The organism is Kitasatospora sp. NPDC101235 (genome assembly GCF_044767505.1).
GTDB lineage: Bacteria > Actinomycetota > Actinomycetes > Streptomycetales > Streptomycetaceae > Kitasatospora.
Genome location: NZ_JBIWNZ010000008.1, coordinates 188,889 through 213,393 on the forward strand (window position 1 = coordinate 188,889; position 24,505 = coordinate 213,393).

The window sequence follows — 24,505 nt, forward strand, 5'->3', positions numbered from 1 at the left end:
TCAGGGCTCCTTCTCACCACGGCCGTTCCCTCTGGCTCACGGACGGCGCGGCACCGGAGGTTCAGCGGCGGTGCGCTTTGAACGCGCCGCGCCGGGCAGGCCGTTCATCCGGGCGGAGAAACGGACCACCCCACCGAACCGGAGGACCGGCGTGAGCAGCAGTGTCGTGGCAGGACTGTGCCGATTGAGGTTCCACGCACCGGGGACGGCCTTCGAACTGGCCGTCCCCGCCGACGTGCCGCTGGCCGACCTGCTGCCCGCCGTCCTCGGGCACGCCGGCCCCGAGCTCGCCGAGGAGGGTCTGGAGCACGGCGGCTGGGTGCTCCAGCGGCTCGGCGAGGAGCCGCTGGACGAGGAGCGCACCCCCGAGGCACTCGGCCTGCACGACGGCGACGCGCTGTACCTGCGGGCCCGCCACGAGGCGCTGCCGGCGGTGCACTTCGACGACCTGGTGGACGGCGTCGCCACCGGCATGCACGAGCGCGGCGACACCTGGCGCCCGGCCCTCACCCGGGTCCTGTCGCTGGCCCTGGCGCTGACCGCGCTCGCGGCCGGCTGGGTGCTGCTCGCCCTGCCCGGTCCGGCCGCCCCCCGCCAGGCGGCCGCCGCGGCGGCCGCCGTCCTGCTGCTGCTCGGCGCGGCCAGCGCCTCCCGGGCGATGGCCGACGCGGGCGCGGGCGCCGCGCTGGGCGCCGCCGCCGTCCCGTACCTGGCGCTCGCCGCGCTGCTGCTGCCGACCGGGCCGGGCGGCTCCGACGGGGGCGAACTGCTCGGCGCCCGGATCCTGGCGGCCTCCTCGGCCGGAGCCGGGGCGGCCGTGCTGGCGCTGGCGGCGGTGGGGGCGGCGGCCCCGCTCTTCCTCGGGGTGGCGCTGGTGGCGCTGCTCGGGGTGCTGTCGGGGGTGCTGGTGCTCGCCGGGATGACGCTCGCCCACCTGGTTGCGGTGGTCGCGGTGGTGGCCGTGCTGGTCGGCGCGTTCGTGCCCTCGCTGGCCTTCCGGCTGTCCGGGCTGCGGCTGCCGATGCTGCCGCGCAACGCCGAGGAGCTCCAGGAGAACATCGAGCCGGTCCCGGCCTCCGCGGTGCTGCCCCGGGCCCTGGTCGCCGACGACTACCTGATGGCCCTGCACACCGCGATCGGCGCCGTCTGCGCCGCCTGCCTGGCCGTGCTGCCCTTCACCGACGGCTGGGCCGGCCCGGCCGAGGCCGCCGCGCTGAGCCTGCTGCTCCTGCTGCACGGACGGGCCGTCGGCAGCATCCGCCAGCGACTGGCGATCCTGCTGCCCGGCGTCCTCGGCGGCCTGGTGCTGCTCGCCCGCGCCACCGCCGACGCCACCACCACCGACCGCCTGCTCCTGCTGGCCGCCCTGCTGACGCTGACCGCCGCACTCCTGGTCGCCGCCTGGACCGTCCCCGGCCGCCGTCTGCTCCCCTACTGGGGCCGCATCGCGGACATCCTGCACACCCTCTGCGCCCTGTCGCTGCTCCCGCTGGCCCTCCAGGCCTGCGGCATCTACCACACCCTGCGCGGCCTGGGCGGCTGAGCCCGCCGCCCCGCCTCCACGGGCCCCGGCCGGACTGATCCGGCCGGGGCCCTCGCGTCGGGCGAGTCAGTTGGTCCCGGACAGGGCCGGCAGCACGTAGTAGAACTTCCTGCCGTCGGTGACGGTGATCACGGTCTCGCGGTCCTTGCCGTAGCCGTACCGGATGTCGACCGGCACCGAGACCCGGCCCATCGACAGGTCCCGGCCCACCAGCTGTCGCCCGTTGTCGGTGTACTTCCCCTCCTGGGGCTTGGCGTAGACGACCACGACCTCGACGTACGGCAGGTGCGTGTTGAAGGACTCCACCACGAACTTGCAGCTGTCACAGGTCCCTTGGGAGGAGGCGACGATCAGGGTCCCTCGCGCGTGGACGCCCAGCTTGCGGTCGAATCCCCAGGACAGCAACTTGTCGTAGACGCCGTCCATCAGGACGACCTCGGCATCGTTCATCTGGTGGGCCATCGTGCCGTGCCGGGTCGACTCGCCGATCACGGACTTGATCTGCGTCGCCATCGACTTCTGGTCCGTCTCGAGCTGATTCAGCGCGTCCATGACCGTCTTGGCGTTCAGGGCCACGTCGGCAGTGGCCTTGTCGATCGCCTCGGGTGCCGCGTCGGACTCCGTGAGCTGCGCCAGCTTCCGGCTCGCCCCGGCCAGACCTTCCATGGCCGTGCGGGCTGTCTGCGCGTCCGTCACGGCGCTTTCGAACGGCTTCGGATTGATCTTCTTGCCGTATTCTCCGGTCGGGCTGAGCACTGTCCCGCCGTGGGAGCTCTCGGCCGCCTCGACGGCCGCCGTCACCTTCTGCGCGACGAGCTCCAGCTTCTTGCCCCAGGAGGGGAGCTCGTCCTTGCCGACCGACCCCCATCCCAGCGCCGTGTCCACCTCCTCGCACAGGCCCGCGGCCTCCTTCAGCAGCGTCCCGGCCTCGCCGTACGCCTTGACCAGCGGGTCGAGCACCTTCGCCGTCGTGTCCGTCCGCCACTTGTTCGCCGCGTCCCCGGACGCCGATTTCACCGGGTTGGTCCGGTCGGTCGGCCGCACCTGGGCGGAGCCGTTCTTGACCGGGGCGAAGGTGTGCGACCGTCCGTGCAGGGCGGTCTTCCCCTTCTCCGTGAACGGTGACTTCACCGTCAGTTCGGCCGCGGCGTACGTCACGCCCTGCATCGTGGTGTCGAGCTTCGCGACCAGCTCGCTGATCCTGGCCGTGAGGCGGTCCCCGCCCAGGAGGGCGTCTCCGTAGCGGTCGAAGGTGGTCGCCTGGACCAGGGTGTCCGCGCCGAACCCTTCGGGCCGCCGGCCGTCGGAGGCGGGCCACAGCTCCCGCCGGTACGCATCGGCCCAGTGGAGGCCATCGCTCATGTCGTGGACCAGGGCGACGACGCGGTCGCCCCCGAGCACGACCATCCCGAAGCTCCCCGGCCCCGCGAGCCGGACCTGCCGCGTGAGCGCGCTCAGGGCCTGCTCCCCGGTGCCGTACGTCCGGAGGTTGTCGGACAGCGGCTTGGGCAGGCCGGACCACTTCGTCAGATCCGCCACCGTCGCCGCACCGGTGAACGAATGGTAGAGCGCGACCGTGGCCGAGGCGCTCCGACCGAGTGTCGGGGCGGCCTCGCCCGGGTCGGCGGGGTTGACCAGTTTCAGCAGTTCCTCGGTCGGGGCCGCGCGGGTGGTGCCCAGGCCCTTGAGGTGGGCGTCCAGCTTCTCCTTCGGGGTCGGGACCTTCTCCTCGCCGCCGAGCCGCACCGGGGCGGGCTGGTTCGGGTCGATCGGGTCGTCCTCGGTGGCGTGGGACAGCCGTTCCTGGCCCTCATGGAGGAGTTCCTGGCCGAGCGCGGTGGTGCGGACGTTCCCGTCCTCCAGGTGGAGGCGCAGCCAGTCGCCGGGGCCGTCGACCAGGGGGCGGCCGTCGGCGGTGAAGCCGACGTTGCGGGCCACGACGGCCCGCGGGTCGTTGCCGCCGGTCAGGTAGACGGAGCCGTTGCCGGCGAAGGCCACCAGGTCGGTGAGCCGGGCCAGGTTGGGGCTGAGCGGCTGTCCGGTGCGCAGGGCCTCGGCCTGGCGGGCGGCGACCAGGTCGTGCAGGGCCTTCATGGTCCTGCCCGCGAAGGAGTCCGCCCCGCCGACCGCACCGTTGCAGGACAGGAAGCGCAGTTCCTCGCCCTGCCACTGGCCGCCTTCGGCGAGCCGCAGCAGCGCGCCCGCGAACTGCTCCGGGGTCACCCCCTCACCGTTCAGGACCGGGGCACCGTCCTGCGGCCGGCCGTGGAAGACGACGGTGAAGTACGGGTCGTCGTGCGGGAGTGCGCGCAGTGCCTCCAGCAGGTCGTGGTGGGCGGGCGCGTTGCGCTCGGTCGGGCCGGCCAGCAGGTGCACCCGGTTCCCGGCGCCCGCCAGCGGGGTGGCGAGCAGGTCGGCGACGGCGTCGGAGACGGAGTTCCGGTGGATCGTCTCCCCTTCCGGGTGCAGGGCCGTGAAGAGCACCCGCTGATGGCCGGCCGAGTTCAGTTCGGCGGTCTCACTGATCGGCACCTCCATCTCGATCGGGACGAGACCCTTCTCGGTGAGGGTCCGGTCCCCGTCGCGGAAGGTGAGCTCGACCTCGGCGTAGCCGGTGTAGCGGGCGGTCGGGGTGGGGAACTTGGCCCCGGCGACGATCTTGCCGGCGGCACCCGTGCTGGGCCCCTCGCGCCACCGCTTGCCGTATCCGACGGTGAGCAGGCCGGTCAGGTCGACGCCGCCCTCCAGTCCCGCCTTCGCCCCGGCCTGGAGCTGGGCGTTCCACTGGCCCCAGTCCAGCCGGGTGTGCCGCCCGCCGCCGCCCGCGTCGTTGGCGGGGCTGATCGCGGCGGCCGTGTTGTCGCGCTGGTACTCCAGCTGGACGATCGAGACGCTGGCCGTGATGTCGGCGTCGTCGACGAACAGGCGCTCGCCGACCGACGGGGTGGTGATGCTCCGGCCGCCCGGCACCAGGACGTCGCGGTCCGGCCCGTCGTCGAAGTGCTGGACGTCCCGGCCCCGGGACACCGAGCCGAACAGCGCGGACAGCTGGGCGTGGCTGTGGGTGTTGCGGGCGACGGACTCCAGCCAGGACCAGGTCCCCTGCTTGAAGAAGCGCGACCCGAACACGGTGAGCAGGTCCCGCACGCCGGAGGTGTCGTCGATCCAGCGCAGGATCCCGGTGTCCCGCATCCCCTCCCGGAACAGGGACTCCGGCGGCCTGCGCAGCACCTGCGTGCCGACCGCCTCGGGCGGACGCAGCGACGGGAACCCGGTCTTCGGGGCACCGTAGCGCGACGGCACGACAGCCTCGTCCCGGCCGGTCTCCATCAGCACGTCGGCGTGGATGGTGGCCTCGACGAGCGTGCGCCGGTAGCGGCCCAGCCCGGTCAGCTGGTCGCCGAGGTGGGTCAGGCCCCGGTTGACCTTCCCGAGCACCGAACGGTCGCCGTCCGGGGCCTGCGGTGCGCGGTCCGGGCGGATGGCGTCCGCCGGGTGCAGCAGGACGGCCGGCTTGTGCTCGAAGCGGACCTTCAGCACCACCGCGGCCTGGTGCGCCACGGCCGCCACCTTGCTCTTGACGGCGGTGCCGCTGACGCTGGAGTCGCTGCCGTGCTCCAGCCGGTCCACTCCCTTGGCGTAGGTGAAGGTGGGACCGCCCACCGGTCCCACCCCGGTCCCCGCCGGGTCACCGGTGACGTACAGGCCGCCGGTGTACGCGTTGCCGTGGCCGCCGCCGGTGTTGGTCCCGCCGTCGGAGCTGGTGAGCGAGGTCTGGTGGCTGTTCCCGATGTTGAACTCGACCTGCGGCGGCCGCCCGGTCGGGGTCAGCTGGACCACTTCGGCGGTGATCAGCGCCTTGCTCCGGCCGTGTTCCACCACTAGCGGGTGGCCGGCCATCACCGACTTGAGGTGGATCTGGAGCCGGTCGAAGTCCAGCGCGGCGGACAGCTTCTCCGCCGTGCCCGCCCAGTTCTTGCCGAGGAACTCGGCGGCGGTGCGGCCCCCGTTCCCGAGCAGGCCGGCGCCCAGGTTGCCGACCAGGTCGTGCACCGTCCCGCTGCGGTCCTGGTTCAGGTGGACGGCGGTGATGACGTCGGAGGAGCCGAACCGGTGGTTCGGCAGCATCCGCGGGACCGGCTCCCGGACGCGCTGGGGCGCGGCCACCACGGCGGACGCCGTGACGGGGGCGGGCGGCGCGATCGCGTGCGTCTGCCGGGTCGTCTCGAAGGTGATCGTGAACACGGTGTCCACGTCGGTGAGCCGGGCCGGTTCGACGCTCTTGCCGCGGCTGTTGGTACCACCCACCCGGTCGATCGAGATGCCCTTGACGAGGTCGCGGGTGCGCACGTGCTCGCCGGTGAGGTTGACGTACGGCAGGGTGAGCGCCAGTCGGGTGCGGAGCCGGAGCCGGGTGCGCAGGTCCGCGGTGGTGCCGGTGGTGGTGCGCTGCTGGTTGCCGACCTCGAACTCGAAGCCGTTGAGCAGCGTCTCGCGGTGCCGCGGGCGCATCAGGTCGCCCCCGACCACGACCGTGCCCTTCCAGCCGTCGAACTCGACGGGCACCCGGATCCGTCCGCCCCGGCTCAGCCGGGACAGCGCGGACTTGAGGCCGTACGCGTCGATCGACCGGGCCAGCCTCGCCTCGACGTTCGCGGGCACCGGGCGGCCGGTGTGCGCCTGGAGCGTGTCCAGGACCGTCCGCAGCACCGCGGTGTCGCCGCGGCCGAGGCTGAGCACCACGTCGGACTGGCCGAGGCGCAGCGGCGGCCCGGCCTGCTCGTCGGCCTGGTGCGTGACGTGCTGCGGTACCGTCAGGGCCTGCTCGTGCAGCCCCGGCGGCACCACGAAGCCGTGCCGCTCGTTCTCACCGATCGTGTGCAGCGCCGTGTGCACCTGCTCCAGGCTCAGCTCGGTGCTGAGCAGGACCGGCCCGTAGTCCCGGCCGTTGACCTTCAGCAGCACCTCGAACTCGGCCCGGTACAGCTCCTGCGGGCTGAGGTACTTGCCGTTGGCGTAGCCCTTGTCGGACTCCCCGCTGCGCCAGCCGTCGCGGATCCGCGACTCCACGGTGGGGACGACGGTGCCCTGCAGGACGTCGTCGAAGGGCTTGCCCGAGGCCTTCAGCACGTCCTCATGGGTGAACACCGTGCCCTTGGCGGCCAGTTGGACCTGGCCGTTGAGGGTGTCGGAGCGCAGGTGGCGGACCGAGTCGAAGGTGCTGGTCTCGCGGACCGGGTTCAGCTCGGCGGTCCCCTGGCTGCGCAGGTGGGTCATCCGGTGCAGCCGTACGGTCGTGGCCAGGTGCAGGTCCTTCAGCGGGCCGGCGGTGACCTCGGGGCCGCGCAGCGCGGAGCCGCGCGACATGCCGACGAGGTGAGCGCTGACCGCGCTGTGCGAGTAGGCCTGCAGGACGTCCTCGCGCACCTGCTGCCAGGTCTTCTCACCGAGCAGCACCCTGCCGACGCGGTCGAGCTCCGCGTGCAGCGGGGTGATGTCGCGCAGGTCCCGCACGACGGTGGTGTCGGGCAGGCCGGACCACACCTCGTCCAGCGGCGCCCGCACCACCGCGCCCGCCTCGTGGGCGGGGGCGACGGGCGGGGCCGGCACGGTGGGCGGCACGGGCGGAACGGGCCGGGGGGCGGCGACGAACTCCGGCGGCCTCGTGCCCTCCACGGTCTGCTCGGCCGTCGTGACCAGGACGGCCTCGTCCTGGTCGATCACGGCGCGGAAGCCCAGTCCCACGTGGGCGGTCTCGTCGGCGGGCCGGTTCAGGACCCCGCCGCGCCAGCCGAAGGTGACGGTCAGGTCGGCCGCCCCCTCGAACAGCACCGCCGGCCGCTTGACCTTGGTGCCGTTCCCCAGGTCGGAGCCGGTGCCGTGCAGCCCGACGCCGTCCCGCCCGGCCTTGGCGCCCAGGCCGCCACCGCCGAACGGGGTCGTGTCCGTCCTGTTGGCGATCGACGACGGCAGCACCTGCCACTCGTGGCTCTTGGTCGTCTGCTCGACGTGCGAACGGGTGGTGGCGGTGGAGATGTTGACCTCGGTGCTCGGCAGGGTGTGGACCTGCTGCATCCGGGAGACCGTCCCGCTGCCGATGGTGATCACCGCGGCCGCCCCGACCAGGCTGTCGTCCACGATGGTCAGCTTCTGACCGGCCATCGTCCCCTTGAGCTCCTGGTGCAGGGTGCCGAGGTCGAGCTCCGTCAGGAGCCTGCGCCGCAGCTCCGGCCAGCGGCTGCCGAAGTAGCGCTCGGCCGCTTCCTCGAAGCCCGCCACGAACTTCCCCATCGGCGGTGCCGCGGGCTGCTCGTCCGGGCCCTGCATCTCGATCTCGCCCTGGTCGTTCTCCACCGCCTGCCGCCGGGGAGGTTCGAGCGGCCACACGTCGGTGACGATGTGCGAGCCGGCCAGCCGCCGGTGCTCGGAGACCTCCAGGGGCACCGCGTAGTGGGCCTCGACGACCGGCGGCACGTTGGCGGTCTCCCGCTTCGGCACGGCGACGTGGCCGGTGACCGGGAGCTCGACCGGCTGCGGCGTGTGCCACGGGCCCGGCGCGCCCCGGAACTTGGCGTCCAGGAACTCCACCGTCAGCGTGAACCGGGTCTCGAAGAGGTCCGCCGGCTCGACGGTCTTGCCCCGGGCCGACGTCCGGCTCGCCTCGGCGGAGGTGCTGCCGGTCATCGAGCCGTACTGGTAGCCGAGGGTCTCGGTGAGGTCCCTGGAACTGCCGAACTTCGTCCTGAGCTGTACGCCCAGGCCCTTCTGGGTGAGCCGGTCCGCGGAGACGCCGACCGTGCTCTGCTGCTCCGATCCGTACTCGAACTCGAAGTTGGGCAGCGTCCTGAGGTGCCGGCCCTCCCCCGTGGCGGCGCTGATCCTGATCCGGCCGGACCACCGGCCCGCCTGGAACGACACCTCCCGCACGTCCCCCCGGGACAGCGCGGACACCGTCGGACGCAGCGTCTCGCCGCCGAACAGGCTCTCCGCCAGAGTCCGGGCGGCCTTTCCGTCCCCGTGCAGCGCCGCGGTGAACCGGCCCACGAGGCTGTCGAAGTCCTGCCCCCGGAGGTTCTCCAGGTGCACCAGCACGTCGTACGCGGACAGCCCGCGCTCCTGGACACGGGTGGGCGGGACCGGAACGAGGGGCTGCTCCGGCGGCGGGACGACGGTCGGCGCGGCGACCACGAGGGGCGGCTGCTCGGTCACGGTCTGTTCCGTCACCACCGGCTCCGTCACGGTCTGCTCGGTCACGACCTGCTGCGAGGAGCCCGGGTTCAGGGCCCGCTCGATCTCCTGGTCCAGGGTGAGGTGCTCGGGCTCGTCCTCCGTGTGCTGGACGGACTCCTCCTGCGTCTCGACAGGCTCGGGCTGTTGCTGCGCCTCGACGTGCTCCGGGACGGACTCGACGTGCCCGGGCTGCTCCTGCGGCACAACGTGCCCGGGCTCCGGCTGGACCACCGGTTCGTCCGTCCTCGTCGTCACGGTCTCCATGAACTCCCGGAAGCCGTCGAACAGTTGCTCCGCATCTTCCGCCCGACTCACCTGGTTGGCCGCCTCCGGGTGGCCCGCCCGCGGGTCGGGCCCGAAGAGCTCCTCCAGCAGCGGCACCAGTTCGGGCGCGTGCTCCCGCACCCAGTCGGCGCCGTTGTTGCGGGGCTGCCCGGTGGACGGGTCGTTGCCGTGGTTGTGTCCGAAGTACGCGGTGACCAGCTGCGCGAAGAACTCGTGCTCGTTGCGCGCCGAGTAGTTGCCCGCCAGGTTGCCGTCCGGCCAGGCCGTGACGGCCTCCTCGCCGAACAGCTCGGCCAGCGCGTCGGCGACGCTCCGCTCCCGGAACGCCTGCTCGACGAGGTCCTTCTGCGCCCTGGTGAGCCCGAACTCGTGGATCGCGTGGGCGAGTTCATGGGCGGAGGTGGAGTACCCCTCGGCGTACGACAGGTGCGGCCCTACCGTCGTCCGCACACCGAGCAGGTTCTCCTCCGTGATCAGGACGAGGCCGTTCCCGCTGGAGCCCCGGACCACCGTCCAGTCCCGGCCGTCGCCCGTGCCGTGCTCGGACGCCGTGAAGCCGGGGACCTCCGTCATCGGGACGTCGCGCGGCACCACCCCGACCCGCACGCCCGCCGCAAGCAGCCGGTCCGCGAGCTCCTTGTTCGCCAGCATCCGCGCGACCAGGTCCTCGGCCGTCCGGCGGGCGGCGACCGGCTGGTGCGTCCGGGGGTCGACGTCGACGAGCAGCCGGGCCGTCGCCTGCGCGAAGTCCTCCGGCCCGAGTTCGGTGCGCAGGCCCTCCAGGAAGGCAGCGTCCGACGCGAGTCGACGCCGCTCCTCCGAGGACAGGTGCTCCAGCGCCTGCACCCGCTCGTGCAGCGGCCCGGGCACCGGCATCCCGCCCCCGCCCAGCCCGATCGGCGCGTGCGCGGCGACGACCTGCCCGTCCTGCCCGGTCGACGCCGGCGGCGGCAGTGTCGACTTGGACTTCTTGCTGGTCTGCTCTTCGCCCTGCCCACCGTCGTCATGGTCCGGCTGCGACCGCTTCCCGAGGTTCTCCGACCCTCCCGGCCCCCCTGGCCCACCCGGCCCGTCTGCCCCGCCCGGTGCGACGTCCCGCACGAGCGGCCGGAAGTGCCCGTCGGCCAGCCCCAGTTGGAAACGCCCCCCGTTCCACGTGCCGTCCAACGGGCTGAGCAGCTGCCATGTGTTCCCGTCGTGCAGGTCGATCTTCACGCCCAGCGCGGAGGCCACGATGCGCGGGACCATCACGCCCGCGTTCCCGGCCCAACGACCGTCGGTGCCGACAGTCGTACGGAGGTACTCATAGGTGGTCCCGAACCTCCCCGCGTACTCCTCGACGAGCTGCCGGTTCGCGTCCATCCAGTTGACGGCCCAGTCACGCAGCGTCCTCGGCTCGCCGGCCGTTCCGGACCAAGCGGACACGGCGTGGTAGAAGTCGTCCCCGTTCCGCGGCACTTCCAGCAGGACGCGGTACTCGCCGAGGTGGCCCATCGCCGTCAGGTACGGCTCGCGATAGGCGCGGGAGCCCCACAGAAGGTCGGGCATGTACCCCGGTGTCTCCAGCAGAGGGGTCATCTGCTGGTACCAGGCCAGGCCCGTTCCCGGTTCGATCTCTCCCCGGAACTGCCCGTCGTAGTGCGTCAGGGACGACTCGACGTCCGCCCCGTTCGCGTGGGTCACGAAGTCCGCACGGAGCTTCTCGTACCGACGCTGGAGGTACCGGACGCGGTCGGCCCAGAACGTGTCCTGGTCCACCCGCATCCCCGGGTCCGAATGGCTCAGCCCTTCCCTGATGTCCACGAGGGCCTGGTAGTCGAAGCCCCGCTGGTGGGTGTAGACGCCCGCCGGTTTGCGCCACAGTGCGGATTCCTCCGGCGTGAACGTCAGGTGACCGTCCCGCTTGGCGTCGTACGGTGTGGCGTGCTGTCCGGACGCGGTGGGCGGTGCGGAGACCTGCACCCGCTCGTAGCCCACCGGATCGCCCCCGAGCGAGGTCTTGCCGGTCATGGTGTCGACGTGCCACCTCGTCATCCGGTTCGCTCCGGTCGCGTCGAACTCCTCCAGGTAGGAGACGTTGTGACCGATCAGGGCGACGGACTCCAGGTTGCCGGAGCGGAATCCGAGGTGGTCCAGCTGGTTGCGGCGGTGAAAGTAGTCGTACAGCCGCAGCTGCCCCACCCTGGTGTCCTCCGTCCATGCTGAGACGCTCTCGTCCCTTCCCCGCCAGAACCCGGTGACGTGGTGGATCTGCTCCTTCCCGAGTTCGTGGCGCATCCTCGCGACCAGTTCGTTCCACTTGCCGTTCCGGGTGGGATGGGGATCACCCGTGATGATCACCGTGTGGTAGTCGCCCGCGAACTCGCGCAGCAGCTGCCGCATGCCTTCGAAGCTCGTGTCGTGCTCCATCCGGCCGGACACGTCGGACCACTGGGCCGCCTTGCCGCTGAAGCGGGACCAGAGCACGAGAACCTTCGCGCCGGCGGGGGGAGGCTGAATGCCCTGCTGCGCCAACCAGACACCGATCTCCGGGTCGAACCGGTCGTTCATGCCCCAGGCGGCGCGAATGACGTCACGGTGTTCCGCTTCCCTGAACGCGCCGCCGAGGTAGTAGGTGCCGTCCGTGACTCCCCTGACCACCTGCTCCCAGGTCCGTTGCTCCCACTTCTCCCCCCACCGGTTCTCCGCGATCCCGGTGGCTTCGGTCCTCAGCGTCCGCCAGAGGGCACCCTTCTCCATGCTCGGCGCGGTCACGACGTGGATGCGGAGGTCGGCGTTGGGAATCCCGGCGGAACGGTAGAACGCCTCGATCTGCGCGGACTTGTCCAGGACCGGGTCGTGGCCGGCCTCCCCGGGTCCCGGCCCGCGCGCGACCAGGACGTGCAGCCGGCTGTTGATGAGCATGGCCGCCGCGATGCCCCACTGGTCGCCGGAAGCGTAGGGAGGATGCATGACGATCCATTCGCCCTCCGCCGGCGGATCGATCCATCCACCGTCCGCCATCAGTGGGGCGACCTCCTGCGGGCCGCCGTCGTGGCCGACGGTGCCGGGCTTGGACACCGGGTCCACCCAGACGTGGTTGCGCTCCTGCGGTGCCGCCGCGTCGCGGGCCTGCTGCCAGGTCAGGTCGTGCGGGCCGGAGGCCGGGGGGCGTTCCAGGTCGCCGACGACCCGGGAGATCAGTGACAGGTGGCGTTCGCGCAGACCGCCCTGGCGGAGCCCGCCGGGGGCGGGGGCGCGGTGGTCGCCGAGGAGGCTGCCCTTGACGTCGGGGCGGTGGGTGAGGTCCTGGGTGCGGTACTCGTCGCGCAGGCCGAGCTGGTGGCCCACCTCGTGGGCGTAGTCGATCGGGTCGGCGTCCGGCCGCCACGACTGCTGGTCCATCGGCCGGTCGTGGCCGACCAGGTCGACGGTCAGGTGCGGCTTCTGTCCGGGTTCCACGGGCAGCACGGTGACGTGCATCAGGTCGCCGTTGGTGAGCCGGTAGCCGGGCTTGTTGAGGTACTCCTCCACGCCCTGGACGACCTTGTCCCAGACCGCGCCGGTGTCGTGCCCGCCGCCGTCGCGGAAGGCGATCCGCACCGTCAGGTCGGTGACCGGTCCGCCGTGGTCGAAGCGCCGGGCGTCGAAGGAGGACCGGACGACGAAGCGCGGCGTGCGGTCGGGTCCGGGCCGGGGCACCAGGGGCTGCGGCTCCGGGGTGCCGTGGCTGACCGTACGGATCGGTGTGGGGAGCGGGAGCTGTGCGGGGACTTCGAGCGGGGTGGGCCGCGGGGGCGGCGCGGGGGCCTCGGAGTCCGCGCCCTGCCGGAACCACGGGCCGGGCCCGAAGTCGGCCTGCATGATCAGGACGTCGTCGAGGGGGGCGACGGAGACCTTGTCCGCGCCGAAGTTCCCGCTCTCACTCTCCACGCCGAAGCTCAGCACCAGCGGCACGCCGTCCGCGTTGGTGCGCCCGGTGGCGAGGGCCACGTGGCTGAGGTCCTTGCTGGTGACGACGATGTCGCCGGCGCGCGGCAGCGGGCTCTCGGGGTTGGCGGAGTCGTACGAGGTGGGGCCGTGCGGGAGCAGCCTGCCGCGCAGTCGGGCCTCCCACCCCGGCACGTCGTGGTCGGCGTAGGCGTCCCGGATCCATTCCTCGGACAGCAGCCCGGCGTGGTGGGCCGCCAGCAGGACCGACTCCCAGCAGTTGAGCGTGGTGTCCTCGGCCAGTGGCGGCGCCTCCTCCCGCTTGCCGGTCGCCCAGTCCTGGAAGTGGCTGCCCGTGCCGGCGACCTTCCAGGACATCGTCAGGTCGGGCTTGTCCATGGCGGCCACCAGCCGGTGGCCGCTGTCCGGCGCCGACAGGTCCAGCCGTCCGGCCAGGTGGTCGGCAACCAGCTTCAGCGTTTCCTCGTGCAGCGTGGTGAGAGCCTCCGCGTCGGCCGGGTTCTCCGTCAGCCGCGCGCGCACGGCCTCGGAGAGCCGGCCCCGCCCGTGCAGGCTGGCGGCGAGGGCCTGGACGTCGTCCGGACGGTTGGCCGCCCCGGGACCGACCTCGTCGCCGATCCGCACACCCAGCCGGTCCGCGTGGGCGGGTCGGAGCGGGCCGCCGAGGAGGTCGGCCGCCGCGTCCACCACGGGCTTCGCCAGGTCGAACACCTGCTTGCGCAGCTTCGGGGGCACGTAGTCGGCGGACCTCGGCCTCCCCTTGACGGGCGCCGGGGCGGCCGATGCCTGCTCCGTGTGCAGGGCGTCCACCGCGGCCTTGGCCACCGGGTCGAGGGCCCCGAGCTCGGTCAGCCGGTCGGACAGCGCCTTGACGTCGGCGAGCGTGGTGTGGCCCGGCGCGTTCAGCCCGACATGGCGGCCGGAGGACATGTGCAGGCCCGGCCGGCCGTCAGGCCCTCCCATCAGTTCGTTGACCCGCGCGAGGACGCCGGTGCGTGCCTCGGGGGCGAGGGCGATCGGCGGGACGGCCACGGGAACGGCGACCGGCGCGGCCGGCGCCTCGTGCTGGACGGTGATGTCCGAGGAAGCGTCCTGTGAGGAAGCGACCTCCGAGGACGGCTCCTCGACGACCGACCGCTCCTGCCCGGGCGCCCGGAGGTCGGACCGGTCGGGGGCGTTCCGGGGGGACAGGGCACCGGCGACCAGGTCAAAGACCTCGTCGCCGCGCTCCCGGACCGGCTGGGCGGCGGCCGTCCTGTCCACGACGGTCAGGGCGCCGGCCTCCGCGGGCTGGTCGGCGGTCTCCTCGGGCCGTGGTTCCGTCCTTCGGCCGAAGGCGTTCTCGTGGGCGCGTTCGTGGCTGCGCCAACCGGCCGCGTCGAGGTGGGCGAGCTTCCACAGTTCGCGGTAGCGGGTGAAGAGCTCGTCGCCGTACTCGCCCTTGTGGTGGTCGGTCAGTTGCTCGTTGAGGGCGTGGCGCGCGGCGATGCCGTCGAAACCCCCGGCGGCCTCGCGCAGGGCGGGGGCGGCCTCGTGCTCGAAGGCGACGTGCTCGGCCAGCTCCTCGGTGAGTTCGCGACGGCTCTGCTGCCAGTGCTCGTGGCGCTCGGCGGTCGCCTCGCGCGAGCGGAAGGACTCGTCGAAGGCCCGGGCGACCCGGTCGCCGTGGCCTTCCGTCAGGCGGTCGACGGTGGGTCCGGTGAGCCCGTGCTCGCGGGCGGCCGTCTGGGCCTCGGTGGTGGCCTGCCGGCGGACGGCGAGGCGGGCGGCCTCGTGGGTGAGCCGCTCGTTCAGGGCGGCGGGGTCGGTGAGCCGGTCGAGGGCGCCGCGCAGCCCGGCCGGATCGCCGACGCGCTCCGCGGCCGCCCGGTCCAGTTCCCCGGCGAGTTCGCGGAGCACCGTGGCCTTCGCCCGCAGGACGTCGGACTCGTCGCCGCCGAACTTCTCGACGAACTCCTTGCGCGCCTCGTTCTCGGCCCAGGAGTCGGCCGCCTTCTCCGCCTCCTCGACGGCCCGGCGGATCGCGGCCTCGCGCACGGCCTGGACGGCGAACTCGTGCGGCAGCGCCTCCTCGCGTTCGGCCAGCGAGCGGGTGAACAGCTCCACGGCCTCGTCGCGGTCCCGGCGCTTGCCGGTCGCCTCGTCGAGCGGACCGACCGCCCGGTCGAAGTCGGCGGTGACGCGCTCGCGCAGCCGGTCCCGGATCGCCTGCAGGCTGCTCGGGGACAGGTCCGGCCGGTCCGTCACCCCGGCCGCCGCAAGCAGTTCCCGGTCGGCCGGGGACAGCCGGTCGTACCAGTCGGTGCCGGCGCGCTCGACCAGCTCCCTGGCCCCGGCGAGGGCGTTCGCCCGGTCGGTGTGCAGGACGAGCTCCGCCCGCACGTGCTCGGTGAGCCGCTGCAGGGCCTGTCCGGCCCGGGTGTTGCCCGCCGCGTCGAGGCTCTCCGCGTCGGCGTGGATCCGGGCGACCTCCGCCTCCGCGCGCACCGTGAAGTCGTGCCGGACGAGGTCCACGACGGGCTCGGGGATGCGGTCGGGGGTGTGGGCGGTGCCGGTGTCGCCGTAGGTGATCCGCGGGGCGCTCCAGGCGCCCACCGTCCGCTCGAAGTGCTGCACCGCGACCCGGACGGCCGCCTCGCGGACGGAGGCGACCCGCACCAGGCCGTCGAGGTCGCCGAGGATCCGCTCGCGGTCGCCCGGGCGGGCCTCCAGCTCCGTGTACATCATCGCCCGGGCCCGCTTGGTCACCGCCTCGCGCAGGTCCGCCGGGGCTCCCTCGGGGAACCGGTCCGGGGCGTCGAGGGCCTCGCTCAGGCGCCGTTCGGCCTCCTCCTCGCGCCGGTGGCCGCTGCCGTCCGGGTCCAGCCGCAGTTCCTCGGCCGCCTCGGCGAGCTTCGCCTCGTACCTGTCCTGGAGGTCCCGCTGGGTCTGCCGCCACTGCTCCGCGCGGGCGCCGTCCGCCTCGGCGCGGATGTGCGCCGGGGCCTCGGTGTAGTGGTACGACTGCCCGGGCCCGGTGCCGTCGCCGTGCGGAGCGGCCGGGGTGGCCGGGTGCGCGGGCGGCTCGGCGAAGGCCACCGCCCCGGGGAGCTCCCGGTTCGGGTCCAGCTCCTCCTTGGTCGCCACCGATCCGTAGCCCTCGGGCAGGGCGCCGTCGTGCCCGTCCGGCCCGAGGTGCGCGCCGAGTGGGACGGGGGCCGGCTGCGGGTCCTCCTCGGTCGGCCGCCGGAACTCCAGCCACTCGCCGCCCGGGACCAGCACCGGCCGGCCGGCCGTGTCGTAGCCGACGTGGGAGGCGACCACGAGGTGCCCGGTGCCCCCGACCACGGAGGTGCCTTCGACCTTCGGGACGAAGAAGACCTTCCCGTTCGCGGCGATCGCCGTGGTGCCCAGGCCCTTCTCGCCGAGCAGCCGCATCACCTCGGTGGCGTAGCGGCCGTCCATGCCGCCGGCGAGGTCGCAGACGACGAAGTTCAGCGCGTCCTTGCCGTTCCAGATCCTGCGGTCGGCCAGCTCAGTCAGGGTGTGGGCCATCTCCTCCGGGGTGATCGGTGATCCGGCCCGGGTCGGCTGCCCGTCCACCCCGCCGTGGACGGCCACGGTGAAGGTGTTCTCCCGCACCGGGAACCGCGAGAACGCCTCGGCCAGGTGCCACCGCTGGGAGGCGTCGAGCTTCACGTCGCCCATCCAGCGGCCCGGCACGGCGCTGCCGAAGTCCCCGAGCGGCTCGCCGTGCTCCCGGCGGTCCAGGTAGTCGCGAAGTTCGTCCCGGAGGACGTCGTACGACTGCTGTTCCGTCATGGCGTGGTCGATCATGGTCCTGGCGCGCTGCTCGGACGCCTCGGGCGTCTCAGCCGCGGCCCGGTGCTCGTACGCCGCCACGAGCGCGTCGGTCAGGGGCCCCTCCTGGCCCCTCTTCTCGGTCCGCAGGGCGTCCCGGAAGGCCGTTTCCAGCTCGGTGCGCAGCGCCTGCGGCACCGTCCGGTCACCGGTCCGGTTGTAGTGGTCGGCGAGGGTTCCGGAGAGGATCTCCCGCAGCTGGCGGTCGGTGATGGTGAAGTGGCCGTCCGGCAGCTCGACCTGGCGCACCGCGCCCTCGACCCACTGCGCGTCCGCCTCCAGGATCTTGAGCGACTTGAACTGCGCGAAGCCGTCGAAGGCCTCGTTCTTCAGGAGCTCGCCCAGCTTGACCCCGGACTCCCCCACGGGGCCGCTCTCGGTGAGCGGCAGCAGGTGGAACTTGTCCAGCCATTCCTGCCGACGGTTCACCATCTCCGTGGGCGCCCCCACGAGCTGCCTCCAGAGCGTGCGCTCCTTCGGGTTGGCGATGGCGTTCACTATCCGGCCGACGGACGAGGTGTTGATCTCCTGGTGCATGGCCAGGGCCTCCACCACCGGGGAGTCCAGGTCGGACCGGCTGCGCAGGTACTCCTGCACGTAGTGCTGGGCCGCCACCAGCGACTGCGCGCCCTGCACGTAGTCGATCATCAGCACCTTGCGGCCCCGCAGCACGTCCGCCGTCAGCGAGCCGAGCTCCGTGTCGAACGCCAGCTTGAGGTGGTCGAGCTGCCGCTCGCTCGGGACCGGGTTGGGCCGCCCCAGACCGTCGACCAGGCCCCATCCGGCCACCGCCATCGGATCCTGCGGCCTGGGCCGGAAGCTCGACAGCGGCATCGACATCGCGCCGTGGTCCGACTCGTGCAGATACGCGACGACACCGGCCGGGCTGCGCCCCAGGCCCAGGTAGAAGTACTCCGTCGGCGGGTACTTCTCGACCACCAGCCTGGCGGTCCGCTCGACCGCCTCCATCGCCTCCACGTGCTCCCTGCGCCGCTCGTACGAGGCGAAGCGGTGCACGTCGGCCAGGAAGTCGTCCTGCTGGCCGTGCTGGTAGTCGGTGCGCGGGGCGTCCTCCAGGAAGCGCTGCACCAGCTTGGCCAGGTCCCCCTCGACCAGCGGGCGATCGCCCTCCCTGAGCCAGTCCTCGATCGCCTTGGCACCGCGCCGTTCGCCGTCCACGCTGACCCGGTCGTACGGGACCGGGCGGTTGACGAAGGTGCCGTCGACCTCCGTCCACCGGGTCATCTGGAGGACGTCGGACTTCGGCTCCCCCTCGCCGAAGCGGGCGGTGCCCGGGATCGGCTCCGCGACCCGGCCGGAGGCGTAGCGCTCCGGCAGCTTCGAGCCGGACACGGTCACGATCGGCGCACCGTCCGCGGCGGGCGAGTGGGCGAACTCGACCCAGTTGCCGCGGCCCTGCAGCACCGGTCGGCCGTCCGCGTCGAAGCCGACGTTCTCGGCGACGACCAGGTGGCCGGTGCCGGGGCCCGTCCGCATCGTCGTCGGGCCGTCGAACCCGGGCACCACCCAGACCGGTCCGTCCGCCGCGACCGCCTTCAGGTGGACCAGCTTCGGGTCCTTCCAGACCTGCTCCATCACCTCCAGGACGTAGTCGGTGTGGGTCGAGCCGACCAGACCGCACGCGACGAAGTCGATCGTCGTCCGACCGTCCAACTGCCCGTTGCGGGCCAGCGCGCCGATGGCGCCGGCGAGCTTCTCCGCGCTCAGCACCTCGCCCTGGTGGACGGGCAGGCCCTCGGCGTCGGTGTGCATCACCAGGGCGTAGCGCGAGGAGTCCAGGGGGCGCAGGTCCAGGGCCTTCAGGGCCTCGGCGGAGGGCGGGTCGCCGACCACCCAGCCGCTCCGGTCATCGGCGCCGGTCAGGCGCCGGCCGTACGTCGTGGCGTCGCCGAAGTCCTCGCCGGACAGCGGGTGCTGGACGGGGGCGTCCGGCTCGACGTGGTGGATGGTCTGCTGGTGGACGCCCGGCTCCTGGTGGACGCCCTGCTGCTGTGACGGCTCCGGGTGCCCGCCGGTCGTCGGCACGTGGACCGGCGTCTCCGTCCCGGGAGGCGTGGTGTGCGCGGGCGCCTGCGCCGGCGCCGTCGCGGCGGTCGACTCCGACGTCTGCTGCGGCGTGTGCTCGGGCGTGTGCCCGGGCTCCTCCTTCAGGCCGCCGACCGTCGTGCTCCGCTTCGGCGGCTCCGGCGTGGACGTGTCCGAGGAGGACTTCGACGATGCGGACGGCGCCTTCGCCTCGTCCCCGCCCGTCACCTTCACCGGGGTGTTCGCGGCGGGCTTCGCGGTCTTGTCCCCGGACGACGCGGCCGAGCCGTCGGAGTCCAGCTTCAGGTGCTCCGGCCGGGTGCCCTCCGGCAGGCCGGTCCCGTGCACGCCCCCGGCCCCGGCCCCCTCCGGGCGGGAGACCCACAGCGAGGTCGGGTGGCCCATCAGGGTGGACACCACGGCCAGCGGGAAGCGCGCGTAGTTGGGGAGGTTGACGTCCTGGAGCTTCAGCCGCAGCGGGCCGCCGGCGATGTGCCCGAGGTGGCCGAGCGCCCCCATCGCGACGCCGCCGTAGAAGCTCTCGACGCTGACGGTGAACGTGTGGTCCTCGCCGAAGGTCAGGTTGTAGGCCCCCTCGCTGAGGACGTTCTGGACGCCGCCCTTCAGGTAGCCGCCGATCCCCTCGCCGAGCCGGTACAGGACCTGCCCCGCGGTCTGCGGGTGCAGGCCGTCCATCAGGCTGACCGCGCGCTGCGCGAGGTCCTGGGTGGCCCGGACGGTCTCCTTCAGCCCGCCCTCCAGCGAGCTGCCGCCGAGGTGCTGCATCTCCTTCTGCAGGGGGCCGATGTTCCTGACGAGGCTTCCCACCTCGGTCCTGATCGAGCCGGACTCCACCTTCCCGCCGGCCTCGACCAGGGTCGTCACCAGCTTGTTGAAGGCTCCCAGGTCGATGGCGTACCGGGCGCCCTCGCTGGCGAGCCGTGCCGCCATCAACCTCCCTGCGGCGTTGGAGAGTTCCTTGTCGACGCCCAGCTGGACGAGGTGCTGCTCGAACGCGTCCCCCATCTGCCGGGTGAGCTTCTCGACCTTGCTGAGCTTCTGTGCGACGTTCTCCACGGCCTCCTTGCCGGCGCCCTTGAGGACGCTCTCCCCGCCCTCCCGGGCGAGGTTGTTCCTGACGCCGTCCGCGATCTCCTTGAGGGCGTTGTTCTGGACCTTCTTCCCGACGTCCTTCGCGACGTTCTTCCCCACGTCCTTCGCCAGGTTCTCCCGGGCCTGCGCGATGGCTTCCCGGACGGTGAGGTTGGTCTCGTTCCTCCGCAGGAGGTTGAGCGTCTCCTTAAGCTCGGCGCCGCTCAGCGACTTGAGCTCGTTCTCCGACAGCTTCTTGAACTCGGAGCCGGCCAGCGCCTTGAGGTCGGCCTGGAGCTCCTTGCTGAGGCCCTTCCCGAAGATCCGTCCGAACATCTTGCCGACGCCGAAGGTGAGCAGCTCCAGCGGGCCGGTGAGCACGCCGTTGATCGCGCCCATCTCGACGGCCTGGATGAAGGACTCCTTCTCCCAGTGGTCCTTGTGGCCCTGGCCGATCTGGATGCCCTGGATGATCCCGTCCATCACCATGGCGGTGGTGATGGAGAGGAACTCGTGCAGGAGGAGCTGCTTGAACAGCCAGATGAAGACCTGCTTGATCACCGCGCCCGCGGTCTCGTAGGCGACGAAGATCTCCGCGAGCGAACCGCCGAAGGTGATCGGCGCCATGGCGATCGCCCAGGCGATCTGGGCCACCAGCTGGATGAGCTGGGCGATGATCATCCACTTGGCGTACTCGACCTGGTTGGCCACCTTGTGGGCGAAGTCCCCGAGCTGCTTCGCCATCAGGCCCGCCGCGGTCACGTAGTCGGTGCCGCCGGTTCCGCCGATGAGCGGCAGCACGCGCTCGTAGAACCGGTCGGCCGCCTCACCCGCGAACTCGTCGTTGTCGTGGACGGTGCTGAGCAACCGCCGCAGCCATTCCCGGAGTTCCGGAACCTCCTCGGCGATGGCCAGGTAGTCGTCCCCGGCCGTGCGCAGCCGGTCCTCGTCGGCCTCCGGCCACTTCATGCCGGTCACGATGCTGAAGAACTTCGCCAAGCCCGGCGGCAGCATGATCGACACGGGGGCGCACTCCTGGCGTTCGGGGAGCTCGGGCGGCGCACGGCCGCGGACGGGAGCCGGTACGGGAGGGGAAGTGGGGAGGGAGCGGGGAGGCCGGTCAGACCTGGCGTTTGGCGTCCTCGTCCGCGTTGTGCAGCATCACGGAGGTCCGCCGGCCCTTGAGACCGAGCTTCTCCACCTCGGTGCTCACCGTCGCGAACAGCTTGACCAGGTCGACGGTCGCGCTGTCCACGTTCTCGTGGTAGGTCTTGCCGATCTCGTCGTTCCCGGCCGACTCCTTGTTGAAGGTGTTGATCTCGTCGCTCCGGCGGCCGATGTCGTCGAGAATCTCCGAGACCCGCTCGAACTTCTTGAACTTGTTCTCCAGGTCCGCGGACGCGTTCAGCTGCTCAGCCACGGAACTCCTCCTGCCGGTCGCGCTTGCGCCGCTCCTCCGCGGCCGCTTCCTCGGCGTAGCCGGGGCGCATCTCCCGCAGCGGCGCGAAGAGTTCGTCCAGTTCGGTGCCGCCGGTCATCGAGGCCCGGAGGGTCTCGCCCAGGCTGCTGAACGCCCCCATGGTCTCGGCCATCCGCTCGCCGAGGTCGGCCCGGGCGGTGTTCAGCACGTCGGCGAGCACCGTCCCGAGCTGGGCCGGAGCCATCGACCGGTACGCGGTGGTGTGGAAGACCAGGGACACCACCTGCCCCTGTGCGCCGACCGTGGCGGTGACCATCCGGTCCTTGGAGGTCGCCGAGGCGGTGGCCGCCTGCAGCTCCTTGGCCGCCGCGGCCATCCTGACCTGTTGTTCCGCCAGAGCGGCCATGGCCTGGTCGATCTGCTCGGCGTACGAGAACGTCATCCGCCCGCGCCTCCCGTCTGTTCCCGGTGTCCCCGTGGCACGTCCCGGGCCCGCGGGGGTTCGGGCCCGGGACGCACCGCTCGTGGGGTCGTACGGTTCTCTCTACGGCCGGGGCGCGGCCCGCGGTTCGACGCCGGGCCGATCGGGCCGGCCACCGCGGAGCGGTCGGTCCGTCAGCGGCCGATGACGCCCGTCACGGCGCCCGAGTCGGTGCCCCAGACCTCCTCGTCCTCGGCCAGCCAGGTGGTGCGCTGGCGCTCCTTCTCGCCCTGGCCCGGCGCACCGGCACCGGCACCGGCACCCGCCCCCATCGGGGGAACCATCGGTCCCCCCATGCCGCCCGTGGTGGACATGCCGCGGCCCATCAGCTGGGCCTCCTCGGCGGCGGTGGCGGCCGCGGCCCGGCCGGCCGCTGCCCGGCCCGCGGCGGCCTCCTCGGCAGCCAGCTCGGCCGTCGGCTTGACGCCCATGGCCGAGGCCATCCGGCCGCCGACGCCGAGGTTCGCCGGGCCGGAGGCGGTGCCACCAACGGTCTTCGGCCCGGAGCCCGCGCCGCCCAGCGGCTCGCCGAACAGGTCGGACCCGCCCCTGCCGGAGACGGAGCCGGAGCCGCCCGAGCCGAAGGAGATGCCGCCACCTCCGATCGAGCCAGGCAGCCCGCTCCAACTGCCGCCGCCGGTACGGATGTCCCCGCCGCCCCTGGAGAGGGCGTGCTCCGTGTCGGTGAGCAGCTGTTCGAACTGCGAGACCGGCCGCCCGTTCGCGTCCCGGACGGTGCCGTCCTCGGCGATGGTCCGGTCCTTGCCGAGCACCACCGGGTTGCCGTTGGAGTCCCTCACCAGCGTGCCGTCGGGGCCGGTGACCGTCCCGTCGTCGTTCTTCTTCGAGCCCGGCGGCACCTTGAACGGCGCGCCCGAGCCGGTGCCCGTGCCGCCCGACCCGGTGGTGGAGCCGCCGGAGCCCGTGCCGGGCTGGCCCACGACGGTGCCCGGCGGCACGGTCCGGGGCTTGCCGTCCTTGTCCAGCAGTGGCTTGCCGTCCTTGTCGACCAGCTGGCCCTTGTCGTTGACGCGGGTGCCGGGCGGGACCATCTGCGGCTTGCCGTCCTTGTCGAGCAGCGGCTTGCCGTCCTTGTCCAGCAGCGGAACCATGCCGGTGGGGCCGCCGCCACCCGTACCACCGATACCGCCGATGCCTCCGGTCTTCCCGCCCTTGCCACCGGTGCCGCCGCCCGTACCGCCCCCGATCCCGCCGGTGCCGCCGCCACCCGTACCACCGCCCCCGGTGCCACCGCCGGTGTCCGGGGGCCCCTTGACGTCGGTCTTCGACCCGTCGCCGTCCTTGCCGTCCTTGCCGTCGGGGGTGTTCTTGGTGTCGACCTTGTCCTTGGGCAGGTCGAGCGTGATCGGCCTGATCGGCAGCAGGAGCCTGCTCGCGTCGTCGTAGGCATCGGTCAGGAGCCGCCCCGCGTTGGTCGCGGCCGTGTCGAGCTTCTCCGCCACCCAGGCGTTCCACTTCTCCTTCGCCTTGGCCTCCAGCTTGGCGACGAAGGCGTCCAGGGCGCCCTTGTCGACGCCCTTGTCGTTGGTCGCCAGGGTGACCCCGTTGCCCGAGACCGTGGCGTCGGCCGAGAGGCTCCCGTCGTCGTAGCTGATCGTGGTGAGGGTGAGGACCGCGGTGAGGTCCTTGACCAGTTCCGTGAACGCGAAGTGCACGCACACGTACGGCGAGGCGAAGCTGCCGCCCTTGGAGCCGTCGGTGTACTGCCAGTGCTCGCCCTTGTCGTTGCTGGCGCTGGCGCTGACCAGGTCGGAGTTCCCCATCCAGGCCTCGTAGCCCAAGGTGTACATGTTCGACTGCTGGAGCTTCAGGGCGTCCCCGGCCGCCTTCAGCTTCTCGGAGATGGGGTTGCTCTTGGGCGCTTCCCCGGGCTTCTCCTTGTACGCGCCGAGATCACCGCTGAGGCCGAAGTGCATGGCCATGAACTCGTTCTCCAGGCCGTACAGGACCTCCTTGTACCGGCCGGCCGCGCTGCCCTGGAACTCGCTGTCCGAACCGCCCACGTCGTTGAACCAGGTGTTCACCTTCTTCCGCTGCTCCACGAAGAAGGTGTCGACCTCACCGATGATCCGTGCGGCGTCCCACAGCGTCGGGGGCGCCGTGACCTCGTTGCCGGTACAGCTGCCCCAGATCGACGGACCGAGGATGTCCCCCGGGTTGGACTTGAACCGGCTCCACAGGCTCGGCGTGGCGTCACCGGACTTGCCGTCCCAGAACGGCCAGTTGCAGGTCACGCCGAGGATCGTGCTGTAGGTGCCGCCGCCTTCGACCAGGTACACCCACTCGGCCCACATGTCGTAGCCGGCGTCGCCCTTGGACATGCCGTCCTGGACCTTGCGCTTGTCGTTGTTGGCCTTGGTGTCCGTGAACAGGTAGCGGGCCTGGATCCACTCGGATCCGGTCACGTCGGTCCGCTTCACGACATCGCTGTGGTCCGACCCGGCGAACACCTTCAGCATCTGTTCCCAGGTGTAGCTCGTTTGGTCGGCCATGGTCATCCTCCGGGCGGGGTGGAACGGTTCTCGGGCAGCGGTGTGCCGGGGGGGGGGGGGGGGGGGGGGGGGGGGGGCGGGCCCCCCCCCGCGGGGGGCGGGGGGGGGGGGGGGGTGGGGGTGGG

At 72.5% G+C, this 24,505-nt stretch carries 5 protein-coding genes; 1 reads left to right on the forward strand and 4 read right to left on the reverse strand.

The window, feature by feature from the left end; translation table 11 throughout:
• Positions 1-184 precede the first annotated feature (184 nt).
• A complete protein-coding gene (eccD, locus tag ACIRRH_RS16365) occupies positions 185-1,543 on the forward strand; it encodes a type VII secretion integral membrane protein EccD (protein ID WP_403067195.1) in 1,359 nt (452 codons plus the stop codon).
• A gap of 66 nt (positions 1,544-1,609) precedes the next feature.
• Here eccD and ACIRRH_RS16370 read toward each other — a convergent pair whose 3' ends face one another.
• From ACIRRH_RS16370 to ACIRRH_RS16385, 4 genes are all read right to left on the reverse strand, one after another.
• Positions 1,610-20,989, reverse strand: coding sequence for a hypothetical protein (locus ACIRRH_RS16370; RefSeq protein WP_403067197.1), 19,380 nt, complete (start codon positions 20,987-20,989; stop codon positions 1,610-1,612).
• Between the two features lie 97 nt (positions 20,990-21,086).
• Positions 21,087-21,386 carry a hypothetical protein gene (locus ACIRRH_RS16375; protein ID WP_403067199.1) on the reverse strand — a complete coding sequence of 100 codons (300 nt, stop codon included), beginning with the start codon at positions 21,384-21,386 and terminating at the stop codon, positions 21,087-21,089.
• A complete protein-coding gene (locus tag ACIRRH_RS16380; RefSeq protein ID WP_403067201.1) occupies positions 21,379-21,828 on the reverse strand; it encodes a YbaB/EbfC family nucleoid-associated protein in 450 nt (149 codons plus the stop codon). Before ACIRRH_RS16380 ends, ACIRRH_RS16375 begins: the two co-directional genes overlap by 8 nt.
• Before the next feature lie 173 nt (positions 21,829-22,001).
• Complete coding sequence (locus tag ACIRRH_RS16385) at positions 22,002-24,380, reverse strand: hypothetical protein (RefSeq protein WP_403067203.1); 2,379 nt, start codon at positions 24,378-24,380, stop codon at positions 22,002-22,004.
• Between the last annotated feature and the right edge of the window lie 125 nt (positions 24,381-24,505).

What these genes read in the sequence shown, in the direction of transcription:
- ACIRRH_RS16385 (WP_403067203.1), bottom strand. Translation starts at nt 24,380, where the DNA reads ATGGCCGACCAAACGAGCTACACCTGGGAACAGATGCTGAAGGTGTTC.
- ACIRRH_RS16380 (WP_403067201.1), bottom strand. Translation starts at nt 21,828, where the DNA reads ATGACGTTCTCGTACGCCGAGCAGATCGACCAGGCCATGGCCGCTCTG.